The sequence below is a fragment of the Methylomonas sp. Kb3 genome (assembly GCF_002834115.1).
In the GTDB taxonomy this organism is placed as follows: domain Bacteria; phylum Pseudomonadota; class Gammaproteobacteria; order Methylococcales; family Methylomonadaceae; genus Methylomonas; species Methylomonas defluvii.
Map to the genome: position 1 here is coordinate 29,229 of NZ_PIZT01000011.1, position 22,658 is coordinate 51,886.

Annotated in this window: 24 protein-coding genes; 15 read left to right on the forward strand and 9 right to left on the reverse strand. The window is 51.2% G+C overall.

The window, feature by feature from the left end:
- Nucleotides 1–46: 46 nt before the first annotated feature.
- The 11 genes from CWO84_RS09060 (at nt 47) to CWO84_RS09110 (ending at nt 7,636) form a co-directional block, all read left to right on the forward strand.
- Nucleotides 47–652 (forward strand): DUF6624 domain-containing protein, encoded by a 606-nt coding sequence (locus CWO84_RS09060; protein WP_033158690.1) that lies wholly within the window; start codon nt 47–49, stop codon nt 650–652.
- 64 nt (nt 653–716) lie between these two features.
- On the forward strand, nt 717–1,754 hold the full coding sequence (locus CWO84_RS09065; RefSeq protein ID WP_084153426.1) for an alpha/beta hydrolase: 1,038 nt from the start codon (nt 717–719) through the stop codon (nt 1,752–1,754).
- Between the two features lie 86 nt (nt 1,755–1,840).
- Nucleotides 1,841–2,512, forward strand: a complete 672-nt coding sequence (locus tag CWO84_RS09070) for a glutathione S-transferase family protein (RefSeq protein ID WP_101052385.1) — start codon at nt 1,841–1,843, stop codon at nt 2,510–2,512.
- Nucleotides 2,513–2,609: 97 nt separating this feature from the next.
- Complete coding sequence (locus CWO84_RS09075; RefSeq protein ID WP_033158687.1) at nt 2,610–3,014, forward strand: GFA family protein; 405 nt, start codon at nt 2,610–2,612, stop codon at nt 3,012–3,014.
- A gap of 27 nt (nt 3,015–3,041) precedes the next feature.
- Complete coding sequence (locus tag CWO84_RS09080) at nt 3,042–3,527, forward strand: protein tyrosine phosphatase family protein (protein WP_033158686.1); 486 nt, start codon at nt 3,042–3,044, stop codon at nt 3,525–3,527.
- A gap of 81 nt (nt 3,528–3,608) precedes the next feature.
- Nucleotides 3,609–4,253, forward strand: a complete 645-nt coding sequence (locus CWO84_RS09085) for a glutathione S-transferase (protein WP_101052386.1) — start codon at nt 3,609–3,611, stop codon at nt 4,251–4,253.
- A 24-nt stretch (nt 4,254–4,277) separates the two neighbouring features.
- Nucleotides 4,278–4,580 carry an antibiotic biosynthesis monooxygenase gene (locus tag CWO84_RS09090; protein ID WP_033158685.1) on the forward strand — a complete coding sequence of 101 codons (303 nt, stop codon included), beginning with the start codon at nt 4,278–4,280 and terminating at the stop codon, nt 4,578–4,580.
- A 100-nt stretch (nt 4,581–4,680) separates the two neighbouring features.
- Entirely contained in the window at nt 4,681–5,295 is a 615-nt protein-coding gene (locus tag CWO84_RS09095; RefSeq protein ID WP_033158684.1) for a hypothetical protein, read from the forward strand.
- Nucleotides 5,296–5,412: 117 nt separating this feature from the next.
- The gene (locus CWO84_RS09100; RefSeq protein WP_101052387.1) at nt 5,413–6,030 is read left to right on the forward strand and encodes a TetR/AcrR family transcriptional regulator; all 618 of its coding nucleotides are present in this window, start codon (nt 5,413–5,415) and stop codon (nt 6,028–6,030) included.
- Nucleotides 6,027–6,563, forward strand: a complete 537-nt coding sequence (locus CWO84_RS09105; protein WP_174843455.1) for a methyltransferase dimerization domain-containing protein — start codon at nt 6,027–6,029, stop codon at nt 6,561–6,563. Before CWO84_RS09100 ends, CWO84_RS09105 begins: the two co-directional genes overlap by 4 nt.
- A 203-nt stretch (nt 6,564–6,766) precedes the next feature.
- Entirely contained in the window at nt 6,767–7,636 is an 870-nt protein-coding gene (locus CWO84_RS09110; protein ID WP_225892846.1) for an AraC family transcriptional regulator, read from the forward strand.
- Nucleotides 7,637–9,327: 1,691 nt separating this feature from the next.
- On the opposite strand, the gene CWO84_RS09120 is transcribed toward CWO84_RS09110, so the two are convergent.
- The 8 genes from CWO84_RS09120 to chrA form a co-directional block, all read right to left on the reverse strand.
- On the reverse strand, nt 9,328–10,176 hold the full coding sequence (locus tag CWO84_RS09120; RefSeq protein ID WP_101052388.1) for an EAL domain-containing protein: 849 nt from the start codon (nt 10,174–10,176) through the stop codon (nt 9,328–9,330).
- 322 nt (nt 10,177–10,498) lie between these two features.
- A complete protein-coding gene (locus CWO84_RS09125; protein WP_033158680.1) occupies nt 10,499–10,960 on the reverse strand; it encodes a cytochrome c in 462 nt (153 codons plus the stop codon).
- A gap of 35 nt (nt 10,961–10,995) precedes the next feature.
- Complete coding sequence (locus CWO84_RS09130) at nt 10,996–11,706, reverse strand: cytochrome b/b6 domain-containing protein (RefSeq protein ID WP_033158679.1); 711 nt, start codon at nt 11,704–11,706, stop codon at nt 10,996–10,998.
- Nucleotides 11,707–11,724: 18 nt separating this feature from the next.
- Nucleotides 11,725–12,618: a dienelactone hydrolase family protein gene (locus CWO84_RS09135; protein WP_101052389.1), complete on the reverse strand. Its 894-nt coding sequence runs from the start codon at nt 12,616–12,618 to the stop codon at nt 11,725–11,727.
- A 158-nt stretch (nt 12,619–12,776) separates the two neighbouring features.
- The gene (locus tag CWO84_RS09140) at nt 12,777–13,187 is read right to left on the reverse strand and encodes a biopolymer transporter ExbD (RefSeq protein ID WP_033158677.1); all 411 of its coding nucleotides are present in this window, start codon (nt 13,185–13,187) and stop codon (nt 12,777–12,779) included.
- On the reverse strand, nt 13,187–13,954 hold the full coding sequence (locus tag CWO84_RS09145; protein WP_033158676.1) for a MotA/TolQ/ExbB proton channel family protein: 768 nt from the start codon (nt 13,952–13,954) through the stop codon (nt 13,187–13,189). The genes CWO84_RS09140 and CWO84_RS09145 overlap by 1 nt, the downstream gene beginning before the upstream one ends.
- 20 nt (nt 13,955–13,974) lie before the next feature.
- Nucleotides 13,975–14,784 carry an energy transducer TonB gene (locus CWO84_RS09150; protein WP_033158675.1) on the reverse strand — a complete coding sequence of 270 codons (810 nt, stop codon included), beginning with the start codon at nt 14,782–14,784 and terminating at the stop codon, nt 13,975–13,977.
- A gap of 609 nt (nt 14,785–15,393) precedes the next feature.
- Nucleotides 15,394–16,770 carry a chromate efflux transporter gene (gene chrA, locus CWO84_RS09155; protein WP_033158674.1) on the reverse strand — a complete coding sequence of 459 codons (1,377 nt, stop codon included), beginning with the start codon at nt 16,768–16,770 and terminating at the stop codon, nt 15,394–15,396.
- Nucleotides 16,771–17,237: 467 nt separating this feature from the next.
- Here chrA and CWO84_RS09160 point away from each other — a divergent pair, with 467 nt between their 5' ends.
- On the forward strand, nt 17,238–17,597 hold the full coding sequence (locus CWO84_RS09160; protein WP_133120657.1) for a hypothetical protein: 360 nt from the start codon (nt 17,238–17,240) through the stop codon (nt 17,595–17,597).
- A 46-nt stretch (nt 17,598–17,643) separates the two neighbouring features.
- Here the strand turns inward: CWO84_RS09160 and CWO84_RS09165 are convergent, their stop codons facing one another.
- Nucleotides 17,644–18,243 carry a hypothetical protein gene (locus CWO84_RS09165; protein WP_033158672.1) on the reverse strand — a complete coding sequence of 200 codons (600 nt, stop codon included), beginning with the start codon at nt 18,241–18,243 and terminating at the stop codon, nt 17,644–17,646.
- 643 nt (nt 18,244–18,886) lie between these two features.
- On the opposite strand from CWO84_RS09165, the gene CWO84_RS09170 reads away from it, so the two are divergent.
- From CWO84_RS09170 to CWO84_RS09180, 3 genes are read left to right on the forward strand one after another with little or no spacing between them, the layout of a single operon-like run.
- Nucleotides 18,887–20,788, forward strand: coding sequence for an AAA family ATPase (locus CWO84_RS09170; protein WP_165786295.1), 1,902 nt, complete (start codon nt 18,887–18,889; stop codon nt 20,786–20,788).
- 28 nt (nt 20,789–20,816) lie between these two features.
- Nucleotides 20,817–21,644, forward strand: coding sequence for a hypothetical protein (locus CWO84_RS09175; RefSeq protein ID WP_205454277.1), 828 nt, complete (start codon nt 20,817–20,819; stop codon nt 21,642–21,644).
- Nucleotides 21,645–22,637, forward strand: a complete 993-nt coding sequence (locus tag CWO84_RS09180) for a WYL domain-containing protein (protein ID WP_033158670.1) — start codon at nt 21,645–21,647, stop codon at nt 22,635–22,637.
- Nucleotides 22,638–22,658 lie beyond the last annotated feature (21 nt).

A 22,658-nucleotide genomic window follows, 5' to 3' on the forward strand; every position in this document is an offset into this window, starting at 1 on the left:
GGCACAAGCTGAAGCGCCTCTTACTAATTGCCAAAACAGAGCCCCGATGCACCATTCAAACGAAATGTTAAGCCAGGAACTGGTGGCGATGGCAAAAAACGACCTTTCAGTACGGGAGGCGTTGGTCGCCGATGGCTCTCTAGGCCACGCTCTCTATCACCCGCATATGGAAGCCGTACATATCAGCAATGCCGCTCGCCTGATGGCCATCATGGACCAATATGGTTGGCCCGGAAACAGTCTGGTGGGCGAGGAGGGAGCTTGGGCGGCCTGGTTGATCGTGCAACATGCTATCGGCAATCCCCCATTCATGCGGCATTGCCTATCTTTGCTGAAGCAAGCCGCTGCCAACAACGACGTGATGTCTTGGCAAGTTGCGTTTCTGGAAGACCGCATTCGCATGTATGAGGGAAAACCTCAATGTTACGGGACTCAATTCCAGCCGAATAAGAACGGCGAACTGGAACCGTATCCAATCGAGAATCCGGAATCCGTCAACGATCGACGGCTTGCGGTCGGTTTGAATACCATCGAGGAAAGAACCGCCGAATTAACAGCGCAAAGCACTCGCGAGAATATTTCAACCCCGCCCGACCTGGACGCGCAATATCAACAATGGCTTTATTCCGTGGGCTGGAGGGTCGCAAGTTGAAGCCCGACAACCGGTTCGGATATTGTTCGATTTTCTCGTACCATCCAACCCTCCGTTGGCTGACATGAAATTGGTATGGTCTCGGCGCTTTCGCTTCTTGTGCTTCGGGTTGGCAATCACATGTTTTGCCGCGCTATCGGGAGCCGTTTATCAAGCCGAAAGAACCGTGGCCGACCTTGCCGCATTCCCGCCACCTGGGCGCATGATTTCGGTGAATGGCGTGAAGCTTCATCTTTACCGCATCGGTTCCGGTTCGCCAACGCTGGTTCTCGAAGCGGGCCTTGGCGAAAACGTGTTGAGTTGGCATCCGGTCCAAGCCAAGCTTGCACAGACCATGCGCGTTTGTGCCTACGACCGCCCCGGATTGGGCTGGAGCGATCCCGTAGACACAGCCATCCACCCGGAAGATGTAGCTAAAAACCTGCATACGCTACTCAACGATGCCGGTATTACGCCGCCTTTTGTGCTGGTCGGTCATTCTCGTGGCGGAATCTACGTGCGTGCTTTCTATCACCAGTTTCCCGAAGATACGCAGGGTATCGTTCTTGTCGATTCGACGCATGAGCAAAGCCCGATGCACCAGTATCCCTATGCCTCGTGGGACTACCGCAAACAAGCCATACAGATTGCAGTGGCCGAGCCGTTATCGCGAATTGGTCTCGTAAGGCTGTTGGGGATTGCCGATGCCGACCGCAAGCCTTCTCCGCTACCGGCGGCAATCCTGGCAGCGAAAACGGCGGTACAGAATCGCACCGATACCGCTCATGCGGTGGTCAATGAAATTGCCGTCATGCGCCGAGGGCTCGATCCGGCCACACCGCCTCCGGGCAGCTTAGGCAATCTCGTGTTATTGGTTCTAACCGCCGGCAACTTGGTGGACCTGGATTATGTCGCGCGCGAAGCGGAGAGATCGGGCAAAGATGTCGAAGCGGAAAAAGCACTTGCCAAAATTCAACAGGCCGAGCAGGACGAACTAGTCCATCTGTCCAGCCATTCACGGCTTATCATCGTCAGCAACAGCGGCCATTTCATCATGCAGGATCAAGCCGATGAATTTGTCGGCGCCGTGAGCGAGTTTGCGAAACCTCTTGCTCAGAAATAGGATGGCGAACGGCTGACCAATTTTTCCGCCGGGCTTGCGCGAAGTGCCAAAATCAACGTTTAAGAAACCAAGGGGATATATCGCTCGTGTTCGAACTCTACATTGCCAATAAAAACTACTCATCATGGTCGCTAAGACCTTGGATACTGATGCGTGAGCTCGGCATACCATTTGTCGAAAAGCTCGTCCCGTTTGCCCAAACCGATGAAACTAACGCCTTCCACAGTTTTTCGCCGACCGGAAAGGTACCCTGTCTGATCGACGGCGAAACAGTGGTCTGGGATTCGCTGGCGATTACCGAATATTTAGCCGAGCGAACGCCGGCGGTTTGGCCGGCCGATGCCTTGGCACGAACCTGGGCGCGTTGCGCGGTTGCGGAAATGCATTCGGGGTTTCAGGTACTGCGGTGCGGATTACGAATTCAAATTGCATCGCCTTCGCCGGCCTTGGAAAAGGATCTGGCGCGACTGAATGACCTATGGCATGAGGGCCTGACTCGCTTTGGCGGTCCCTACCTGGCTGGACCTGCTTTTACCGCCGTCGACGCTTTCTTCGCGCCCGTCGCGTTTCGCGTACAAACTTATGGACTGGAAATGACTCCGGCTTGCCGAACCTACGTCGATCGCTTGTTGGCCTTGCCCGCCATGCGTGACTGGTATGCGGCTGCGCTAAGCGAGACCTGGCGAGATGAAGAACACGAACAGATGGCCAGAAACGCCGGAACTTGGCTAGACGACTATCGTAAGGTTGGCTTGTAACCTCCGCTGCAAAATTTAAACAATGTCATGAAATACGCCAGTCGCCCCAGCCGAAAGCATTAGAACCATCGACTTAAACCTAACCGACAACCACGATATGATCAAAAAAGTAGGTAGCACAATCATTAATGCCAAACACCGCGCCACCTGCCATTGCGGCGCGGTGGAACTCGAACTCGATCTTCTCGACGGCATTGTCGATCCACGCCGTTGCGATTGTTCGCTATGCCGGCGCAAAGGCGCCATTATGGCATCGGTTCCGCTATCGGGAATCAGGGTCGTTAAGGGTCAAGAGCACTTAAAGCTTTATCAATTCAACACCATGAGCGCCAAACATTATTTTTGTTCGAATTGCGGCATCTATACCCACCATCAACGCCGTTCGATGCCTAGCCAGTACGGCTACAACGTCGGCTGCCTGGAAGGTGTTAATCCGTTTGATTTGGGCGAAGTGCGAACCGGTGACGGTATCAATCATCCGGCGGACCGGCAGTCGCGTTGATCAGCGAGCTATCGGTCAAGATTTTTTATGTCTAATTTCCAAGACGCTCCGCTGCAGTCGAGACACCATGGCATGGAAGCTGAAAACGTATATCAGGTTTTCGATTGGCTTTGGTGTTCCGCGCAACTGACTGAGAAGGACATCGCCAAACTTCCGGCGCTTGGCATAGAGGCGGTGATTAACTTGGCGCCGCCAACGGCTAGCAACGCATTGCCAGGCGAAGCAGAATTGGTTGCAGCCCAAGGCATTGCATATATGCAAATTCCCGTGGCGTGGGAACACCCCAGACTTAATCAGTTGGAACAGTTCTTGGGTGTTATCAAGGTATTCGAAGGACATAAAGTCTGGGTGCATTGCGCAAAAAATATGCGAGCATCCTCGTTCATTTATCTCTATCGCAGGCTGTACTTGGCGGAAGAGGAGGTGATTGCATCGTATCCGATGAGCGAAATCTGGGCGCCGAATCCCATCTGGCAAACGTTTATTCGTAATGTACTGAGTACAGCGCTCTAGCTCATTCACTGGGCTGGTTGTTTCAACCTGATGGGGTTTGAATGGCATATCGTTTTAAATGTACTAAGGAATCATCACGACATGATTAAAATTTGGGGAAGGCGTAGCGCATACAATGTGCAGAAGGTGTTATGGACTATTGGTGAGTTGGGTTTGGCATATCAGCATATTGATGCCGGCGGCAGTGCGGGCGGTCTCGATCAGCCCGATTTTCAAGCCATGAATCCGCATGGCCGTATACCGGTGTTGGTCGATGACGACCTGACAGTTTGGGAGTCCAACAGCATCGTCCGCTATTTGTGCGCCAATTACAGTCGTGATCATTTGTGGGCCGAAGCGCCGGCAAAACGCTCGATGGCGGAGCGCTGGATGGACTGGGAGCTGGCAACACTGCAACCAGATTTTCTGGATTTGTTTTGGGGATTTTACCGCACGCCGGAGGCACTACGGGATCAGCAGAAAATTCAGCATGCCGCTATGCGCTGCCAAAAACATTTTGCCATCTTGGATGCGCATCTTGCCGAACAGGCTTTTTTGGCGGGCGATGCGTTCAGTATGGGCGATATTCCCGTCGCCACCTCGCTTTATCGATATTTTGAAATGGGCATTCCCACTCCGAAAATACCTAATGTTCGCAGATGGTACGCTGCGCTTTGCGAACGTAAAGCTTACCGCGAACATATCATGACCACCTTTGATGAGTTGTACGCTCGACAAACGTTTTAATGCCGTTGGCAAGTAGAGAAAAAAATGATTTTGGAAATTGCAATACTCAACGTCATTGCCGGACGGGAGCTGGAGTTTGAGACTGCCTTTCGTAAGGCGTCAGGCATTATCGCCTCAATGAACGGCTATATTTCGCATCAATTACAGCGCTGCATAGAAAACCCCAACCGATATGTATTGTTGGTCAATTGGGATTCGCTGGAGGATCATACCGAAGGCTTTCGCGGCTCAATCCAATACGACGAATGGCGTGCCTTACTGCATCACTTCTATGAACCGTTTCCGACGGTAGAACATTACTCGCTGGTGATGGAAAATCACCTCTAACACTTCTTCCTGTGTTACTGAGGAAAACGGTACTCCTAATAACAATGGCTATGGTCTTTATCGACTTCGACCAACGCCCCAATATTTAGGCAAACACAACATGCACATTTTCGAAAAACTCGGCGGCATCGCCATCATCGTGGGATCTTTATTGCTCAGCGCCTATGCGGTCTTGTTCCCGATCTTGTTACCGTTAGGGACGGGGGCTTTCGACTATGCCGAGGTGGTGCGCTGCCCAGGCTGGGTACCTTTAGCGCTGGTCGCCTTCGCTGGCGTGTTAGCGTTGCTGGTGGGGTTTTATGCCGTTTATGCCAAGATGCGTGACACGGCTGGATTGCGCGGTGCCGTCGGTTTTTTATTCGTGGAGGCGGCTTATTTGTTGCAGGCCTGCAAGGTGACTTGGGAGCTGTTTCTTTACCCAGTGATCGCCCGCTATCCGGAAACCGCTTTTCTGTTACGAGACGCCGTCATCAAAAACGATCCGGCGGTGTTGGCGTTTAGAATTTCGGCATCCGCGACGATATTGATCGGCATCGTGTTGTTTTGTCTGTCGATCTATCGTTCGACTATCTATCCCAAACCCGCGGCGGTATTGATCTTCACCGGAGCTTTGGTTTACGCGCTAGGGCCTGCGATTTCGGTATTCGTGTCTATCGTTGGGATTTTCATCTTTGCCATGGGCTGTATGTTGCTTGGGGTTCGCTTGCTACGCTGACTGCGACGGCTTCCTTTCGTAGTTCAATCAAACCGCGCATCTTGATTGGCGAAAACGCTAGAGCCCCTGAGCCGCCGGTGCTAATCTGCCGCCATCTTGGCTTGCAGGAATTTTACGATGAACGATATTCGCGATCCGGTTTACGCGCGACTGCTCAAGGCGGCGCTGGAGTGTTTCCTTGCCGACGAATACCACAAGGTTACCACTCGTGCAATTGCCGACAAGGCAGGCGTGAACGTCTCGATGATCCGTTATTACTTCGGCAACAAGGAAGGTCTCTATGAAGAGATGATACGTGAGACGCTCAAGCCCATCCTGGACATGCTCGACAGCGATACGCTGTCCGACGTCGGCGGCTTCACCGAATATCTGCGCTTCTATTACGACACCATGTGCAAGCATCCCGAGTTTCCCAAGCTTATTCTCAAGGTGCTTGCCCTCAACCACGGACCGGGCCGACGTTTTATCCTGCAATTGTTGGAACGTGGCCGCAGCGGTGGCGCGCGGCGGCTGGAACAACTGAAGGCAAGCTGTCAGGTCGATCAGGCGATCAATCCCGACGTGGCGCGGATAGCTTTCGTCAGCCTTGCAATGATGCCCATGCTGCTGAAAGACATCTTCGAGGAACAGATGGGCGGGCAGATGGACGAAGCCTTCCTCGACGAACTCGCCGCGCTTAACAGCAAACTGTTGGCGGCTGGCATGGCCATCGCACAACCGGGAGCATTGACATGAGATTGCAAAAGAATGCCGGCGCGGTGCGCCGTTTCGCCAAACTCGCTCGATTCGGCGCCTGGCTACAAAACCTGCCCAATAAACTCGTGCCGGCGCCGTTCCGCCTGATCCAGATCGGTTCGGCTTATTGGCAATCGCGGGCGTTGTATGTCGCCGCGCGACTAGATATCGCCGACGCGCTGGCCGATGGCGCGTTAAGCGCCGAAACCCTGGCCGAACGAGTCGCCGCCGACGCCGATGCACTTTACCGCTTGCTGCGCATGCTGGCGGCGGTGGGGGTGTTCGAGGAAGTCTCGCCGCGTCGCTTCCGCAACAACAAGCTTTCGTCTTGTTTGCGCCCGGATCATCCCCAAAGCGTGCGGGCGATGGTGCTGATGCACAATTCGCCGGAAATGAGCCGGCCGTGGTTCGAACAATTGGAACAGGGCGTGCGCAGCGGCGTGCCGTTCGAATTGGCGCACGGGCAGGCTTTTTACGACTACATGGACAGCCACTCGCAGCGGACAGCAGGCCATTGTGTCGCCGAAACTTGAGTGGCGATACTTCTGTCACGCTTGCATCCCTGGCAGGCCCCGCCTCCCGTGTGGTCGGCAAAACGGTGGCGTCCGACGATCTGCCGCACTCGCGCCAGTGCATTCCATTTGTTCTACGCATTTCCGGTATCAATTGAGCACGTTGAGTAAGGCGCGAAGATTAGGCGCTTGTTACAGTAGCGCTCGATTGAGGAGGTATGAAAGTGGACGATAAAACGGCCAGCGCGGCCTATGCCATGCGTTTCGATAGGGTTTTCGATTACATAGACCAACATCTGTTCAAGCCGTTGTCGGTCGACGAACTGAGCAAACAGGCCAATTTTTCCCGATTTCACTTTCAACGCCAGTTCTCCGCTTACACCGGGTTGAGCACGACGCGCTACATTCGGTTATTGCGCTTACGCAAGGCGTCTTACCAACTGGTATTTCAGGAGCGGCGCAGCATTACCGATATTGGCCTGGACGCCGGTTTCGAGAATGCGGAATCGTTTTCCCGCGCGTTCAAAAAATGCATTGGACAAACGCCTACTCAATTTCGAAAGCACCCGGCATGGCAGCCATGGAATGAGCGCATGCTATTACCCAAACGCCTAAGGAGTCCCCGGATGAACGTTACCATCGTCGATTTTTCAGAAACCCTAGTCGCAGCGCTGGAGCACCGTGCATCACCCAGCCTGCTTATGGACACGGTCAGAAAATTCATAACCTGGCGTAAGCAAAGCGGCTTGTCGCCGATCATCAGCAGTCGGACGTTTGGTATCGCGTATGACGACCCGACTAACACGCCCACGGACTCATTCCGATTCGATGTCTGCGGGGAGGTCAAGCAACTCGTGCCGGCCAATTTGCACGGCGTGGTCAACAAGCAGATTCCGGAAGGGCGATACGCCGTGGTGCGCCATATCGGTTCAACCGACCGTATCAGCGACAGTGTTTATTACCTCTACCGGGAGTGGCTGCCGGAAAGTGGTGAGGAATTGCGGGAATTTCCGGTATTTTTTCATTACATCAAACGCGTGTCTGAAACGGCCGAACACGAACAGGTTACCGATGTTTATCTGCCTTTGGTGTAAGCGGAAAGCGGTCTAACTGCCGAGCTAGGGTAAAACTCGGGGTGCGTGGAGAGCAGGGCCGGGTGAAGATAATCTTTGCCATCCCTTGTGAAAAAGCGGAAGACTAAGATTTAGCTTTTCCGATGGCCTCCAGGGAGAAGAGTGAGTAAGCAGGCGTGTCATCGGTGTAAAAAAATCAGAACTGCGATCGCCTTGGTAAACACCTGCGCTTGGTCGACCTACGCCGATTTCTTCCGCAATAAATAGCCGGAATAAGCCACGTGTTCCCGGCCGGCGACATCGACTAGAAAGCCGGTAGTAACGAACAATCGATCGATCAAACCAGCGTTGTGTGGTGTAGCGGATTTGAGATTCCAAAAAGCCAATCATCACTATCCAATAATCAGAGAATCAAGTTAAACAACTGCTTTCCGTGGCGATGAACGGGTGAATCTTGGCGCCTCGGCCTTTGTTCAAAACCTGAATGAAGAGATCATTGATGAGACTTACGTCGCCTCGTGGACAAAGACAGCCACGGGCCATTCCGAGACGTCATAGTTGTAGCGATTGCTAACGACGGCGGCCAGATCCGTCAACAGAATCGAATCAATGGTGCTGCCAACCATGCCATCCGATAATGAGTCAAAGCCAACGTGAGCGACTTGGACTTTAGTGGCGAGCCACAGGGATGCGGAGTCAGCAGAAAAACATCATAATTTCAGTGTGAAATTTTCTGACAACAAAGAGTGTGTTGTGAAGATCTGGCACCTAAAAGCCAAGGAATTGAGACGATGAGGCGTTTCATTAGTGACAGTATAGGTTTTAGTATAGTAAATTAAGTTTAATATAAAAAAATCCTTATATTTCATGGGTAATACATTGCTGCATCATCGGCGTGTGTTGCATTTTCTCGTCTTGCTTGGCGCCTTGTGTTTTCTGGTTATTCATTTTTAAATATTTGATATATAAGTAATATTTTTTATTAAAATATTATCGACACTTATAAAAATTTATCTGCACTTTAGCGGGTAGTGTAGGTTTTAGTATGGGTTCCTTCAGGTTGTACATGTGCCTTCATTCGTAAAAAAAACCTATACCAAATGCAATTCTACGCCTGCACCGCAACAGCTTTGCAACCTGGGCGGGAATGGCGTTTGATGGTTACCCTGGAATATGTTTGTCTGCGAAGGTGAGAATCTGATTTTGTCGCTATAGAAGCTGTATTGATGGATGTATTCGGCAGGTATCGATTGGTCATTGGCCGGCTGTGTCGTTTCTATTGGCTATTGTCGCCTGGGAGGCTTTGAAAAACCAGTGTGATTCTCGCAGTGATCCAGTATTAGAAGCCAACTGGACATGTTTACCGCCATAGTGCCTCAGAGGCTTCAACTGAAATTGCGAGGATGTTTTACACGATGCTAAGCGACATGGCGGATTTATGATCCACTTTAATTAGCCGAGCAATGGCTTTTGATTTGATTCAAAAGTACGCTGCAATATCGCTCGTGCAGGCTGGGATATTACGATGCGAGCTAGGCGCTGCGTTGGATTATGCAATGGATGCAGGCAGACTGCCTGAAGCCGCGGTAGATTGGTGGCGCTTAATTTTGGCGTCTGCGACAAGATTTATGAGCTCAAATAGCCCATTTACCCAGCCGTGTCTAAAAGCTAAGCCCGCTTTACGCGGGCTTTTTTGTGCCGATTGCTTTGAATTAGCCGTTGGCCGCAGAGAGCTCGACGCTTCGTTCGAAATAGTCTCCCTGTACCAGATCAAAGCCGGTGTTACGAGCCAATGCGGCTGTGCGTTTGTCATCGATTTGCAGTATGAAGCTTCGGCTGTTGATCGAGCTTGCCAAACTGCTTAATTGTTGGAGTTTTTCCAGGAGTTTATTGTCGCGGATGCGGTCCAATTCCAGCGCCGAGATGCCGACGAAGTCGGGCGCAGCGCGAGTAATTAACTCGAAGGCCGATTTTTCCAGCGAGTGATAATCAAACTTCAATGCCAGTTGGTAACCGCGGCGTTGATAATTTTGCAGGCCGCGCAGCAGCAATTGATAAAAACCGGCATAGGCGTTGTTTGCTGTCAGTGTGATGGTGACGTTGGCGGTTTGCAGGCCGCAGGCCACTATGACCTCTTCAAAATAGGCGCCGTGATCTTCCTTGACACCGAGAATGTGCCGAGGGTCGACTTCCAGAAACAATAATTCGTCGAGATGCGCTTGCGGCAAATAGTTCAGCATATGCACGGCTCGCGACATCCGGTCGAAGTTGATGATGGACTCGACATTAGCCTGTTCGGCCTGGGGCTGGGCCAGATATTGTTCCAGCTCGCTGCTTTGTATCGTTTGTTTGTGAATAGTGGACACGTTCAGTTGCGCAATGTGACCGATAACATTGGCCGTGCGCAAAGTCTGGCGCAGCGGCGACAATCTGCTGCCGATGCAGATGGGGCCGAATGCCCCGTGCACCGCGCCGTTATCCAGCACAAACGGCCGTAAGCCGTTATTGTGTTCCTGCTCCAGTCTATCGTTAAAATATTCGACTAATTGTTGTAAAGGCATGAGTATCTGTCCAGTAAATCCCTAATAACTGATGGTTTGCTAATAAACGCAGAGGGTAGCGAAACTAACTCATTAAATAAAACGATAATATTTGAAATTAATATGCCTAAATTAGAAGTGCAGCCGCAAAGCCAGGCATGCCGATTTTTAGGAAAGTGGTCAAACGCGATATGACGTGTAGGTATATCTGAACGAGCGGGTGTTTCTATTCGTAGTTTGGAAATGGAACTCGTCCGAGTAGGGCTCGGACAAGTCCCGACAAGCCGAGTTGCCGGCTGGAAATGCCTTAACGCTGGATGTTTGGCGTTTGGAGCCGATGGAATTATTCGCGAACCCGGATCAGATCGTGGCAGCTTTTGCAGGTAGCGCCGACTTTGCCGAATTGGGCTTTAACTTCCGCCGCATCGCCATTGGCCGCCACTTTTTGCAATTCGTTGGCTTCCTTGATGAAAGTCGCTTCGATTTCTTTTACTTCGTCCTGTTTTTCGAAAAATTCAGGTTTCAGACGGGTCGGTTTCCAGCCGGTGCCTTTATCGGTGCCTTGCCCGTAAAGGCTGAGCAGGCCGGAATTGGCGACTGCAGCAACGGCGTTAGCGGCCGCGATTACCTGATCCTTGTTAAAGGTTTCCGGATGGTCGGCTGCCTGCGCTTTGATTTTCGCGGTATTCCAGCCCAAAAACGAGTAGGCCGATTGGCGGAAGCGGATTTGGTCTTCCACTTCGCCGGCCACGGCCGCCGTCGTGGCAGCGCCCAGCGCCAGTGCGACTATCAGTTTCAATTTCATGGGTTAACTCCTTGTGGTTGTAGAAAATGTAACGTTTAAGTTTTTGGATGGGCCGTAGCCGTTTGGAAGCTGGCCAACGGCGCCAGATAATTCACAAAGCCGCCGCTCCAAACGCCCCAGACTACCGTCACCGCGATCAACAAGGTGATGACGAAACGGAACGGCCCGACCGGTTTGACCGGGGAGGGCGCCAGGGATCTGGGCAATTGCTTTTTGCCGGTCAGCATGGCGCCGACCAGATTGGTTTTTTTCAGGCGTTGGTACAGGACAATCGCGCTGACATGCACGGCTACCAAGCCCAGCAGGATATTCACCGCGTAAATGTGCCAGCCGCTCAGTTTGTCGCTGAGTTCTTTATCGATGCTATGAAACAGCGGGCCTTCAAAAGCAATATCGTCGTTGGCGAACAGGCCGGTGACGGCCAGAAAGCTTAAGACTGCCAGCAAAGCAATAATCGCTATCGCACCGGCGGGATTGTGGCCGACGCCTTGCCATTCGCCTTTAACGTATTCCACCAGTCTGGAAAAGGTCGGAAAGAAACTGGCGAAACGGGCATGGGTGGTGCCGATGAAGCCCCAGATCAATCTAAATACCAGCAAGCCCAGAATCAAACTACCGAAGCGGGCATGCCAATCGGTCAGATTGCCGCCCAGTTTGCCGGTGGCGTAAGCGCCGACCACAGCTATGACCAACAACCAATGAAACAGGCGTAATGGCCAATCCCAAATATGCACTTCCACTTTCATTGAAATTCTCCCGATGATTTAACTGTCGCGTAGATAAGCGTTGAAGAAACTGATGGTTCTGTCCCAAGCCAGCTTGGCGGTGGCGGCGTCGTAGCGTGGGGTGGTGTCGTTGTTAAAGCCGTGCTGCACGCCTGGATAGGTGTGGGCTTCGTAATTGACGCCGGCTTTTTGCAAGGCCGCTTCATAGGCCGGCCAGCCGGCATTGATGCGGTCGTCGACGCCGGCGTAATGGATCAGTAACGGCGCCTTGATTTTTGCGGCCTGATCGGCGGCGGGTTGGGCGCCGTAAAACGGTACGCCGGCGCCTAGATCCGGTAGCCGGGTGGCTAGGAAGTTGACGATGCCGCCGCCGTAGCAAAATCCTACCGCGCCGAGCTTACCGTTACTTTGCGGTAATATTTTGATGGCTTGCGCCGCCGCCAAAAAGTCGGCCTGGGTTTTTTCTTTATCCAGTTTTTGGAACAATTCGCGGGCTTTGTCTTCGTCGCCCGGATAACCACCCAAGGTAAACAGTGCGTCCGGTGCGAAGGCAATGAAATTATCCAGCGCCAGGCGCCGGGCGATGTCTTGGATATGCGGATTCAAACCTCGGTTTTCGTGGATAACCAACACCACGGGCAGTTTGCCTGCCGCTTTGGCCGGTTGCACCAGGTAACCACGAATTCTGCCGTTACCATGTGGGGAGGGATATTCCACATACGTGGCTTTAATGCGCGGATCGTCGTCGGCGACTTGCTTCGCTTCGGCAAAACGCGGATTCAGCGCTTCCAGCAACGCTTCGGCGGTCAGGCCTAATAAGGCGTATTTAGGTACCGACGATAAAAAATCCCGCCGGGAAATATCGCCGTGCACATATTTGTCAAAAGCTTGTAAGGCTTCCGGATGAAAGTCTTGAGCGGTCTTGCGCGCCATCGTACAGTTCTCCTAAAAGTTTGTTCCTAAACGCAACGAAACCCTGGACGCAGCGGCTGCATCCTTGGTTTTGGCGTGGTTCGGATTGTGCTTGTGCGGCAGCGTTTGGCGCCGCGATTAACTAGCCGGGCAAACTTGTTACCCGGCCAGTTCATGATTTATTGCGGAACCGTCAGAACCGACAGCTTTGTGACGCCGGCTCGCTCGATGGATGACATCACCTTGGCAACGATGCCGTATTGCACCGCGTCGTCCGCGTTCAGATTTAACGCAAACTCCGGGTTAGCCGCCAGGCGGTTGCGCAATTCGCCTTCGATGATTTCCAGCGGAAACTCCTGTTTATCGATATAGATTTTGCCTTGCGCATCGACACTCAAGTAAGACGCCTGTTTGTCATCCGGCGGCGCGGTTTCCGCGGTTTTCGGCAGGTTGACGTGTACCGCCTGGGTTAACAGGGGCGCGGTGACGATAAACACCACCAGCAGTACCAACATCACATCCACCAGGGGCGTGACGTTGATTTCACCCATTACCTCATCGCAGCCGTCTTCTTTTGTATTAAATGCCATTATGCGTGCGCCTCTTTCGCGATTAATTCTTCATGGGTGTCTTTGATGTTGGATTTTTTGCCGCCGCTAACATCGGTCAAACGTGCGGACGCTACCGGTTTGCTGCCGGCGCGTTCGATGATGAACGAGCTTTTCAGGGCCAAATGCACAAAGTCGATGGCAAAATCGTCCAGGAATGCCCAAACCACTTTATTGCGGCGGATGAAAAAGTTGTAACCCACGACCGCTGGTACCGCGACCGCGATACCCACTGCGGTGGCGATCAAAGCTTCACCGATAGGGCCGGCGACCACTTCCAAGCTGGCAGAACCGGTTTTGCTGATATTGGTCAACGCCCCCATGATGCCCCACACGGTACCGAACAAGCCCACGAACGGCGAGATACTGCCGATGGTGGCCAGCACCGCCAAACCGCTTTCCAACGAGCCGCGTTCTTTCTGCATTTGTTGACGCAAGCGTCTGTCCAGCAACTCCTGCCTGTCCCAGGTGTGTTCCAGGTCGTGAGTAGAGGCGCCGCCGTCGGTTTCGATCAGCGTGGAGAAACCAATGCCGGCGACTCGGGCGGCCGGACCATCCTGATTTTCCAAATGTGCGGCAGCCTGGATGTTGGGCGCGCTCCAAAATTCCTTGTTATAGCGGCGGTTGTGATAGGAAATGCGGATGTGTTGTACGCCTTTGATCAGAATTAAGCCCCAGGTGACTACCGAGGCGGCGATTAAAGTGTTCAGGGTGCCATCGACGATGACGTTGGTTGCTATCTCAGACATTTTTGATCCTCAAAAAATAATTACAATTTAAAAGTGAATGGAACCGTGGTGTAGCGGGCAATCGCGGTATCGCCGCGTTTGGCCGGCACGAAAGACCACTTGAGAACGGCTTTGACGGCAGCATCGTCCAGCACTTTCTGGCCGCTGGATTTGCTGACGGTCACGCTATCGGTAGTGCCGTCGGGCAGCACGTGTACTTTCATCACCACTTTGCCTTCCCAGCCGCGTTCTTGCGCAACTTCCGGATATTCAGGCAACGGGTTGTGCAGGTAAGCCGCGTCGGCTACCGGCTCGGTGATTTTTTCCTCAACCACCGGCGCGGGAGGCGCTGGCGGAGCCGGTGGGGCGTTGTCTACTACCGGCCCTTCAACAGGCGCCGGCGCGGGCGCTTCCTCAACGACTTTAGGCACCGGTTGGATTTTTGGCGGCTTTAGCGGTACGACCTTAGGTTTGGGCGGTTGTGGCTTAACTTTTGGCGGTGGTGGCGGCACCGGTTTGGGTTGCGGCCTGGTCAGTGTGATTTGGACTTTGGTCTCAGGCTTGATTGGCTCCACAATTTCTTGCTCAAACGCCGCGCCGCTGAAGTGATCGACTACCGTGTTATGGATAAAGATGGTTAGTGCGCCGATTAATAGAAAATCGACCCATTTGTGATCGCGAGTTTCGGTGACGTATTTAAAGTCTCCCAAGGCTACTGCAACCCGTGAATGCGTCAAACCTTCCGGCAACTGAGTAACAGGCGATTTTAATGAAACCACCTCTGCCGCGTTCCAATCTGCGGGGGCTCCCGCCGGTACCAGTTTATTAAAAGTTGCTAAAGGACTGCTCATGCCAATGTTCCCCATTTCTTAAATATAAAGGCCATATTCCCCGTTGTGCCGCGTAAAGTAAGCGATTGTTTAAAATGGTGAATAGGCTTTGATCGCTGCTATTGATTTCTAATAGAGCACGAGCTGTGCCAGATTGTCGGATGGCGTCGCTATATCTGGCTTGGATGGCGAGTTAGAGAGCTAAGTGGTTTATTTATCGATTGTTTTTCAGGGAAAACGCCGGGCGATGCGCGAGCGGATAGCTAGGAATTTCAGCGGATATTCAATCCCGTATTGCTTGCTGAGCACCAATTTTCCGGAGCTTGTGTTTAAAGGGTGTTTGCAGGGCAACAGTTGTTAAGTGCAAGAGATGTCTTAGCCGCAAACGACAACATGCGTTGAGTGTGGGATGGGCCTAAGTAAGCCGGCGAGGACGCGCTGCTGTCGGCTTGGGTCGCCAATGCCGACAGCTACAGAAAATCTTTGGGTTTGGTCGGAGCTTTTGTCCGCCAGCAATTCCAATACCTGCCGCAAGCTTTGTTAGGCGGTTTTGGATTGCAATTGTTGCCGTTCCGCAAAAGGCATAAAGGCTAACAGTATGTAAGGGCGGGGTTAATAGTTTGCCGGCAGCTATAAGTTTATGCCGTGTTGACTTAGCCATGGCTTTAAAAAGCTCCATAACAGTCCGGCTGTACCGCTACCGACAATAACCGGAATAACCCCGGCTTTGTAGCGAAACAAAGCCAGTATGGCGGCTAGCCCGATTAATAGAGCGACCTTGTCCGCCACACCTTCAAATCCTTGGGGCCAGAAGACGTGATAGGCAAAGAATACAGCCAGATTCAGAATGACACCTACCACGGCGGCGGTAACGCCGGTCAATGGTGCGGTGAATTTCAAATTGTTGTGAGTCGATTCCACGAGCGGTCCGCCGGCCAAAATGAACAGAAAGCTGGGCAGGAAGGTGAAGTAAGTCACCACGGTAGCGGCTAGCGCGCCCGCTAAAAATAAATGCTCGCCGCCGAATAGTGTTTGGTTCCAGCCGGCGACGAAGCCGACGAAGGTGACGACCATGATCAGCGGACCGGGCGTGGTTTCGCCCAAGGCCAGACCGTCAATCATTTGCGTTGGTGTCAGCCAGTGGTAATGTTCCACCGCGCCTTGGTACACATAAGGCAGCACCGCATAGGCCCCGCCGAACGTGAGCAGGGCCGCTTTGGTAAAAAACCAACCCATCTGCGTTAATGCGCCGTCCCAGCCGTACTGAGTGCAAAGCCAACCGAGCGCACCACCCCATAATCCCAAAGCGATAAAGGCCAGCCTGACCAGCTTACCGGTATTGAAGCGGGCGTGCTCGGGGGGAGGCGTGTTGTCGTCTATCAATGCCGGGCCGAAATGTGGGTTAGATTTGCCGTGACCTCCGCCCAAATTAAAATATTGGGGGGCCCATTTACCGCCGAGCGCGCCAAGCAAGCCGGCGACGAACACGATTAGCGGAAACGGTATTCGCAACGCAAAAATAGCCAGAAACGCTAGGGCGGCGATTGCCCACAACCAAGCGTTTTTCAGGGTCCGGGAGCCAATTCGATACGCGGCAAACAGCACAATCGCGGTCACGGCGGGTTTTATGCCATACAGTACCCCGGCCACGGCTGGTAAATGCCCGTAAGCCATATAAACCCAACCCAAACCGATTAGAATCAACAAGGATGGCAATACAAACAAGCCGCCGGCCATGATGCCGCCCCAGCTTCGATGCATCAGCCAGCCGATATAGGTTGCTAATTGTTGGGCTTCCGGGCCGGGCAGCAGCATGCAGTAATTTAAGGCATGCAGGTAACGGCGCTCGGAGATCCAGCGCTTATTTTCTACCAGATCCTGATGCATGATGGCGATCTGTCCGGCGGGACCACCGAAGCTGATAAAGCCCAGTTTTAGCCAATACCCAAAAGCCTGTTTCAAACTCACGGGCGGCGGTGGATTGCTGGATGCCTGATTGTTGTTCATCGGTTTGTTCCTGAGAGGGCTTTACAAAAAGTGTCGAAAATATTTCCCGGTTTCGATCTGCGAAGCAAACGCGGCTTGCCATGACTTTGCCTGGTTTGGTGCGTGTCTTTGTTGTTTGGCATCAATTATGCTCGAAAAATTATGAGATTTGTTCGTCAACTAATTGACTATCATAAGAAAAATTTTGCAACTAAGCGTTTTAAAATTCGCCACGCAACGGGTATCGGACTATTATTAGTCCTGTTTCTAGGAATGCTTTTGCGGCCTGGTTCGCAGTACGGAATTAAAAATGTGTTAAGCGATCGATGCTTAGATAGGAACGCATTTGCCATAGCGGATTGTTAATCGTCAGGGTAATTTTGGCCGCTACCGGCAGATAGCTTAGACCGAGCGGGTTGGACAAGCGTCTGTAACAGGAGGATTTGTTCGCCGAGCTCATAATGCCAACTTTGGAACAGGAGGAAATCATGAAAGCCTATGATTTTTCGTTTCTGAAGCAGTCCAAACCCATTTCCGCCGTCATTGGCGGCTGGCTGGTTATTTGTGCGCTAAATGTCCTCGCAGATGCGCCGCCGGTAAGTTTTGAAACGCCTTCCGCGTTAATTCTGACTCCTTCGGATCAAGCACTGACAGCCGATGCCACTGATAGCTCGAATCTTTTGTTGAGTAATGCCGGGCGCAGCACGGCAAACATTAATCCGACTGAAAAACGCAAAAGCCGACCAGTAAACTTGGGTTGCGGTGTCGATGTAAACCAATTCGCCAGTGAAGACAATTCCCTGTCCAGTCGATTGGTTGGGGCATGCGACTTGAAGTTTCGTTACTGAAATCAGGTATCTGTTGGTCGGACAAGATTCAAGTCTGGAAATGCGCTTAGCCGACCAAATGTTGGATTTGCTGACTGGTAATCGCGACGGTATTTAATTTGCGGATTTGCGGTTCGATGCCGTCGAAATTGCCACGAAATTCCATCAGACGCAGTTCGGCTTCAATATCGGCTACTTCCAGCAGGTTTTTCAGCAACCTATCCTGCATTTCTCGCAAGCCGCGCTGCCGGCCGAAATAACCCTCCAGGCACTCACCCACCAGCATGAATGCTGCCGCAAACACCGTCAATACTGCAAAAGCCAATACCAATTTTGGCACACCCTGGGTTAATGCCGCTATCAATGCGCCCGCCGACAGGGTGGCGATGGTGCTGCCGATCAAACGCAAGCGCACCGAGCCTCGCAAACGTGTGCTCAGCAAATTATAAATACTCAAACACTCCTGTCTGACCAGGCCTTTGGTGCTCATGGCTAAATCGACCAGTAACTGGGATTGCGACGAATTGTCTTGCCCGATTAATTTTCCGGGCCTGAGGGTTTCGGTGTAACCGGGATGCTTCGCGCAAATTTGATCCAGCAATTCCGGTCTTAACCTGCTGAGCAGATTGACCAGAGCCTGAATATCAAGAGCGATTGAGTCAAGCATGCATATCTCCACCGGGGCGTGTAAAGGGACAACGGCCAATAATAACCGGGCTTTGGCTATTGCGGGCACAGATTTTTCGGCACTGCGCAAGTTTAGGAGAATTGGCGCAAAAACCAAGGAGGTAAGCGTTGTTAAAGCAAGTGGCTTCAGTTTTAAACGATTTTAGATTGGGCTGAGACATGTTGATGAAGCGCGATTAAGTTCTTCGACAGGCTCAGTGCCCGCAGGTTTATTGATTCCGTTCGTGGTGTGCTTTTTGAGGAAGATTCGTCACCATAGCGACCGTATTTGTCGCTTATGCCCCTATTCTAGCTCCAATCAAAATGTTGTCGCTTTGGAGTCAGTCATGATTAAAAATTCTTTCCCTACATTTATGCGGCCTACACGCAGCACTCGCAGGCGCAGTGCTAAACGCCAACAATTCGATGCTTATCAACGTTTGGCGGCAATCTACCTATTGCGGCTTGTATTAAATATGTCGGGAAGCCTGAAACAAATCCGTTCATTGCGTTTTATTATGAACGACATACTCAGTCTTATAGAGTTATCTGAATGTCAAATAAGTGAAGGTGATTTTGAAGACAATGAAGGCGATAAAAAGAATACCCTAGCACATAGTTCTACAGCGGGGTTACGAAAGCGCATGCGCCGCCATCTGGACTATTTATTGGCAGAGGGTATTGATGCCAATATGCCATTATTCGCGAACATCAAGCTGATCGGCCAGACTTTAAAATTAAATAACGCGGAGCAGGAAATACTAATCCTGCGTCTTTTGATGCCCTTGATAGAACCTTTCCGGGATAAGGTCACTGATCTTTGCGTAGGTTGCACCTTGCAGTCCATGGTGGAGTATCTTAGCGTAATGACGGTACGTTCCGCCGGGGAAATCCGCAAGGCCTTGCAGCCTGCTAGTCCATTATTGCAAATGGGTTGGCTCACTATTCAGCCGGGACTTAATGACCTGGAAGACAAATTGATCCCGGCCGATGGCTTGTTGGACATCTTGCTCCGCGACCATGCCAGTACGGATGAATTGTTTGCCAACTTTTATCAATTGGTCAATCGAACCCAACTGGAGATGGACGATTATGCTCATTTGCAGCACGACATTGATGTGCTGCTGCCTTACCTGACAACGGCACTCCAAGAAAAGCAAGTAGGAGTCAACATCCTCATCTACGGCCCGCCCGGCGTCGGCAAAACCGAGCTTGCCAAGCTGTTGGCGCAAACATTGGACACACCGTTGTATGAAGTCCTGTGTGCTGACCAGGAAGGTAACGCCTTGCGCGGCAATGCCCGCTTTACGGCGTGCAATGTCAGTCAAAAGTTATTGAGCAAAAGCCGTAAGCCCGGCTTGCTATTGTTTGATGAAGCCGAAGATGTCTTCCCCGGCAGGCATAGCGTCTTTTTCGATGATGCAGACGACGGGCAAACTAACGGTCATGGCGACAAAGCCTGGATCAACAAGCAACTTGAAACCAACCCTGTACCGGTCATCTGGATTTCCAACCGTGTTGCAACAATGGACAAAGCCTATTTGCGCCGCTTTAGCTATTCGGTGGAAATCGACAAAATGCCCACCAACATCCGTCGTCGTATCGTCAACAAATACAGCAAAGGCTTAAAGGTCAGTGCGCAGTGGCGGGATAATCTGGTTAATTTCGACCAACTGACTCCCGCTCAAATCGAAAAGGCAACGCGGGTGGCGCGGAACACCCAAAAGCATGCGCCGGATCAGACCGAGCAGATTGCTGAGCGAGTGTTGAAAGCGAGTATGCGCTTGCTCAAGCAAAAGTACAGCTCTCAATCAGCGACAGTTTGGACGCAGTTTGACAGGACATTTACCAATACCGACCTGGATTTGGATGCCTTAATCGCCGGGCTTAAACGCAATGCGCGCGGCAACTTCTGTTTTTACGGTGCGCCGGGTACGGGCAAAACCGCATTGGCACTGCATATCGCGGACATAACCGGGCTGCCATTGCATATTAAACGCGCTTCCGACCTGCTCGATAAATATGTCGGCGAAAGCGAGAAAAACATTGCCAAGATGTTTGAGGAAGCCGAAGCCCAGGGCGGTATCCTGTTATTGGACGAAGCCGATAGTTTGTTAAGCGACCGCAGCTATGCCCAAAGAAGCTGGGAAATTACCCAGGTTAACGAAATGCTCACCCAGATGGAAACCTTCTCTGGTATTTTCATTTGTACCACTAACCTGATGGATAAACTGGATGCGGTATCCTTACGCCGCTTCGATTTTAAGGTGAAATTCGATTACCTCACTCTCGATCAGCGTTGGTCGTTGTTTCGGCAAGAATGTCAACGACTTGGCGGACAATTACCGTCCAACCCGGAAAACGTGGCTATACTCAAACAGCAAGTCCAGCGGCTTTCCAAGCTTACACCGGGTGATTTTGCCGTGGTCAGTCGGCAAGTCGCGGTGTTAGGGGTAATTCCACAGCCGGAAAGAATGATTCAAGTGCTGGAGCATGAGTGCAAGGCGAAGGGGGAGACGTTTACGCAGATTGGGTTTGTGCAATAAGAATAAAAGCTTTTCAAAGGAGAAATTTATGGAAAATAACGCTCAATTATCATTGCGAAAAACTTATTCGTTCGCAAAAAAGTTTTTAATTAAACAGATACCATATCCCAAGGCAAAAGATATTGTTGAAAGTTATCTTAATATGCCTGATAAAAGCGATGAGTCTGTCAATATAAAAGTTCTTTTCAGAAGTTTATTAAGATCAGCCCAAAATGCAAATATGAAGAAAAATGTTGTCGGTGGATCGATAGATGGGATAGACAATCTGGGAAAAGCTCTTTTTTCATTTAATCCACGTAAAGTCGAAGCGGAATTTTTCAATAACCCTGAAGGCCTTTTAGATCATATTATTGTTGTTCTTCAACCTTCTGGACAAATTAGAAATGATTCGAAAAGCATTTGGCCAAAATATTGCAAAACAATACTTTCGGCTGCTGCTTTTTTAAACCAGTTTAAAGATGGTGAAGAGTTTTATGATTGGGCTAATCATTTTTATCAAGATGAAAGGTCAATGCCAGCATTACCGATGATAATTGCTGAAGAGATATATGGCCTTGGCTATCCGCTTGCTTGTGATTTTTTGAAAGATTTAGGATTTGTTGATTATGGCAAACCTGATGTACACATTAAAGACATATTCGTTGGTATCGGTCTATGTGAGGAGAATCCAAGTAATTACCAAGTTCAAAAGGTTATATTTCAAATAAGTAAAGCCGCAAAAGTAACCGCTTTTGACGTTGATAAGGTATTTTGGTTGATAGGAAGTGGCGTCCTTTATAAGCACCCGAATCTCGATAACATAGGTAGATCAAAGAATGATTTTATAGATGAGTTCAATAGTTCATTTAATAACTAAATGGACACCATCCTCCGCTACTTCGAAATGCTCAGATTCATCCCCAAAGAACCGGAGTCCATTACCACTCCGGATTTGCTGAAAAAACTGCAAGACTTAGGTTACGAGGTGGACATCAGGACGGTGCAGCGGGATTTAAATAAGCTGTCTTCATCAGGCTTGTTTCCCTTCACCAGTTCGGATGAAACCAAGCCCTTATGCTGGTTCTGGCCGAAGCAATCCGCGCGTATGCAATTTCCGTTGATGTCGGCGGATGAGGCGCTGACATTCAAGCTAGTTGAGCAGTTTTTGATTCCGTTGTTGCCGTTATCCGTCAGAGCGCATTTGGCCGATTATTTCGCGTTGGCCGATGGTACGCTGAAACATTCTCCCTTGGCCCATTGGCCGGATAAAGTTAGAACGATTCCCGCCAATCAAACCTTGTTGCCACCGCAAATCGACGTCGAGGTATTGAAGGTAGTGTACGAAGCGCTGTTGAAAAACCGGCGTTTTTCAGCAGGCTATCTGCGGCGGGACGAAGCCGCCAAACAGTACGAAGTCAACCCCTTGGGCTTGATGTTCCGGGGCAATGTGGCTTACCTGCTGGCGACGTTGTGGGATTATCAGGATGTAAAACAATTGGCGTTGCATCGTTTCGAACAGGCTATATTGCTGGATAAGGCGGTTACCGTACCCGTGGATTACGATCCGGATGTTTACATAGCCTCAGGCGAGTTCGACTACCCAACTGCGCCTGACGCCGACATTCAGCTGGTAGTGAAAATTTCTCCCTGGGTGCGTAAGCACTTGTCGGAAACCCCGCTGAGCCCTGATCAGCAGATTACGGCGCTCCAGGACGGTTATTTCCGGTTGCAGGCTTCGGTAAAAGACACCTTGCAACTGCGGTGGTGGTTGCGAGGATTCGGTGCGGATATTGAGGTGCTGGAGCCAGATTCGCTAAGGCAAATGTTTGCCGAAACCGTTCGATTGCTGGGCAAAATATACGGTATGTAGGCTTCCAGTATGAACAACCTC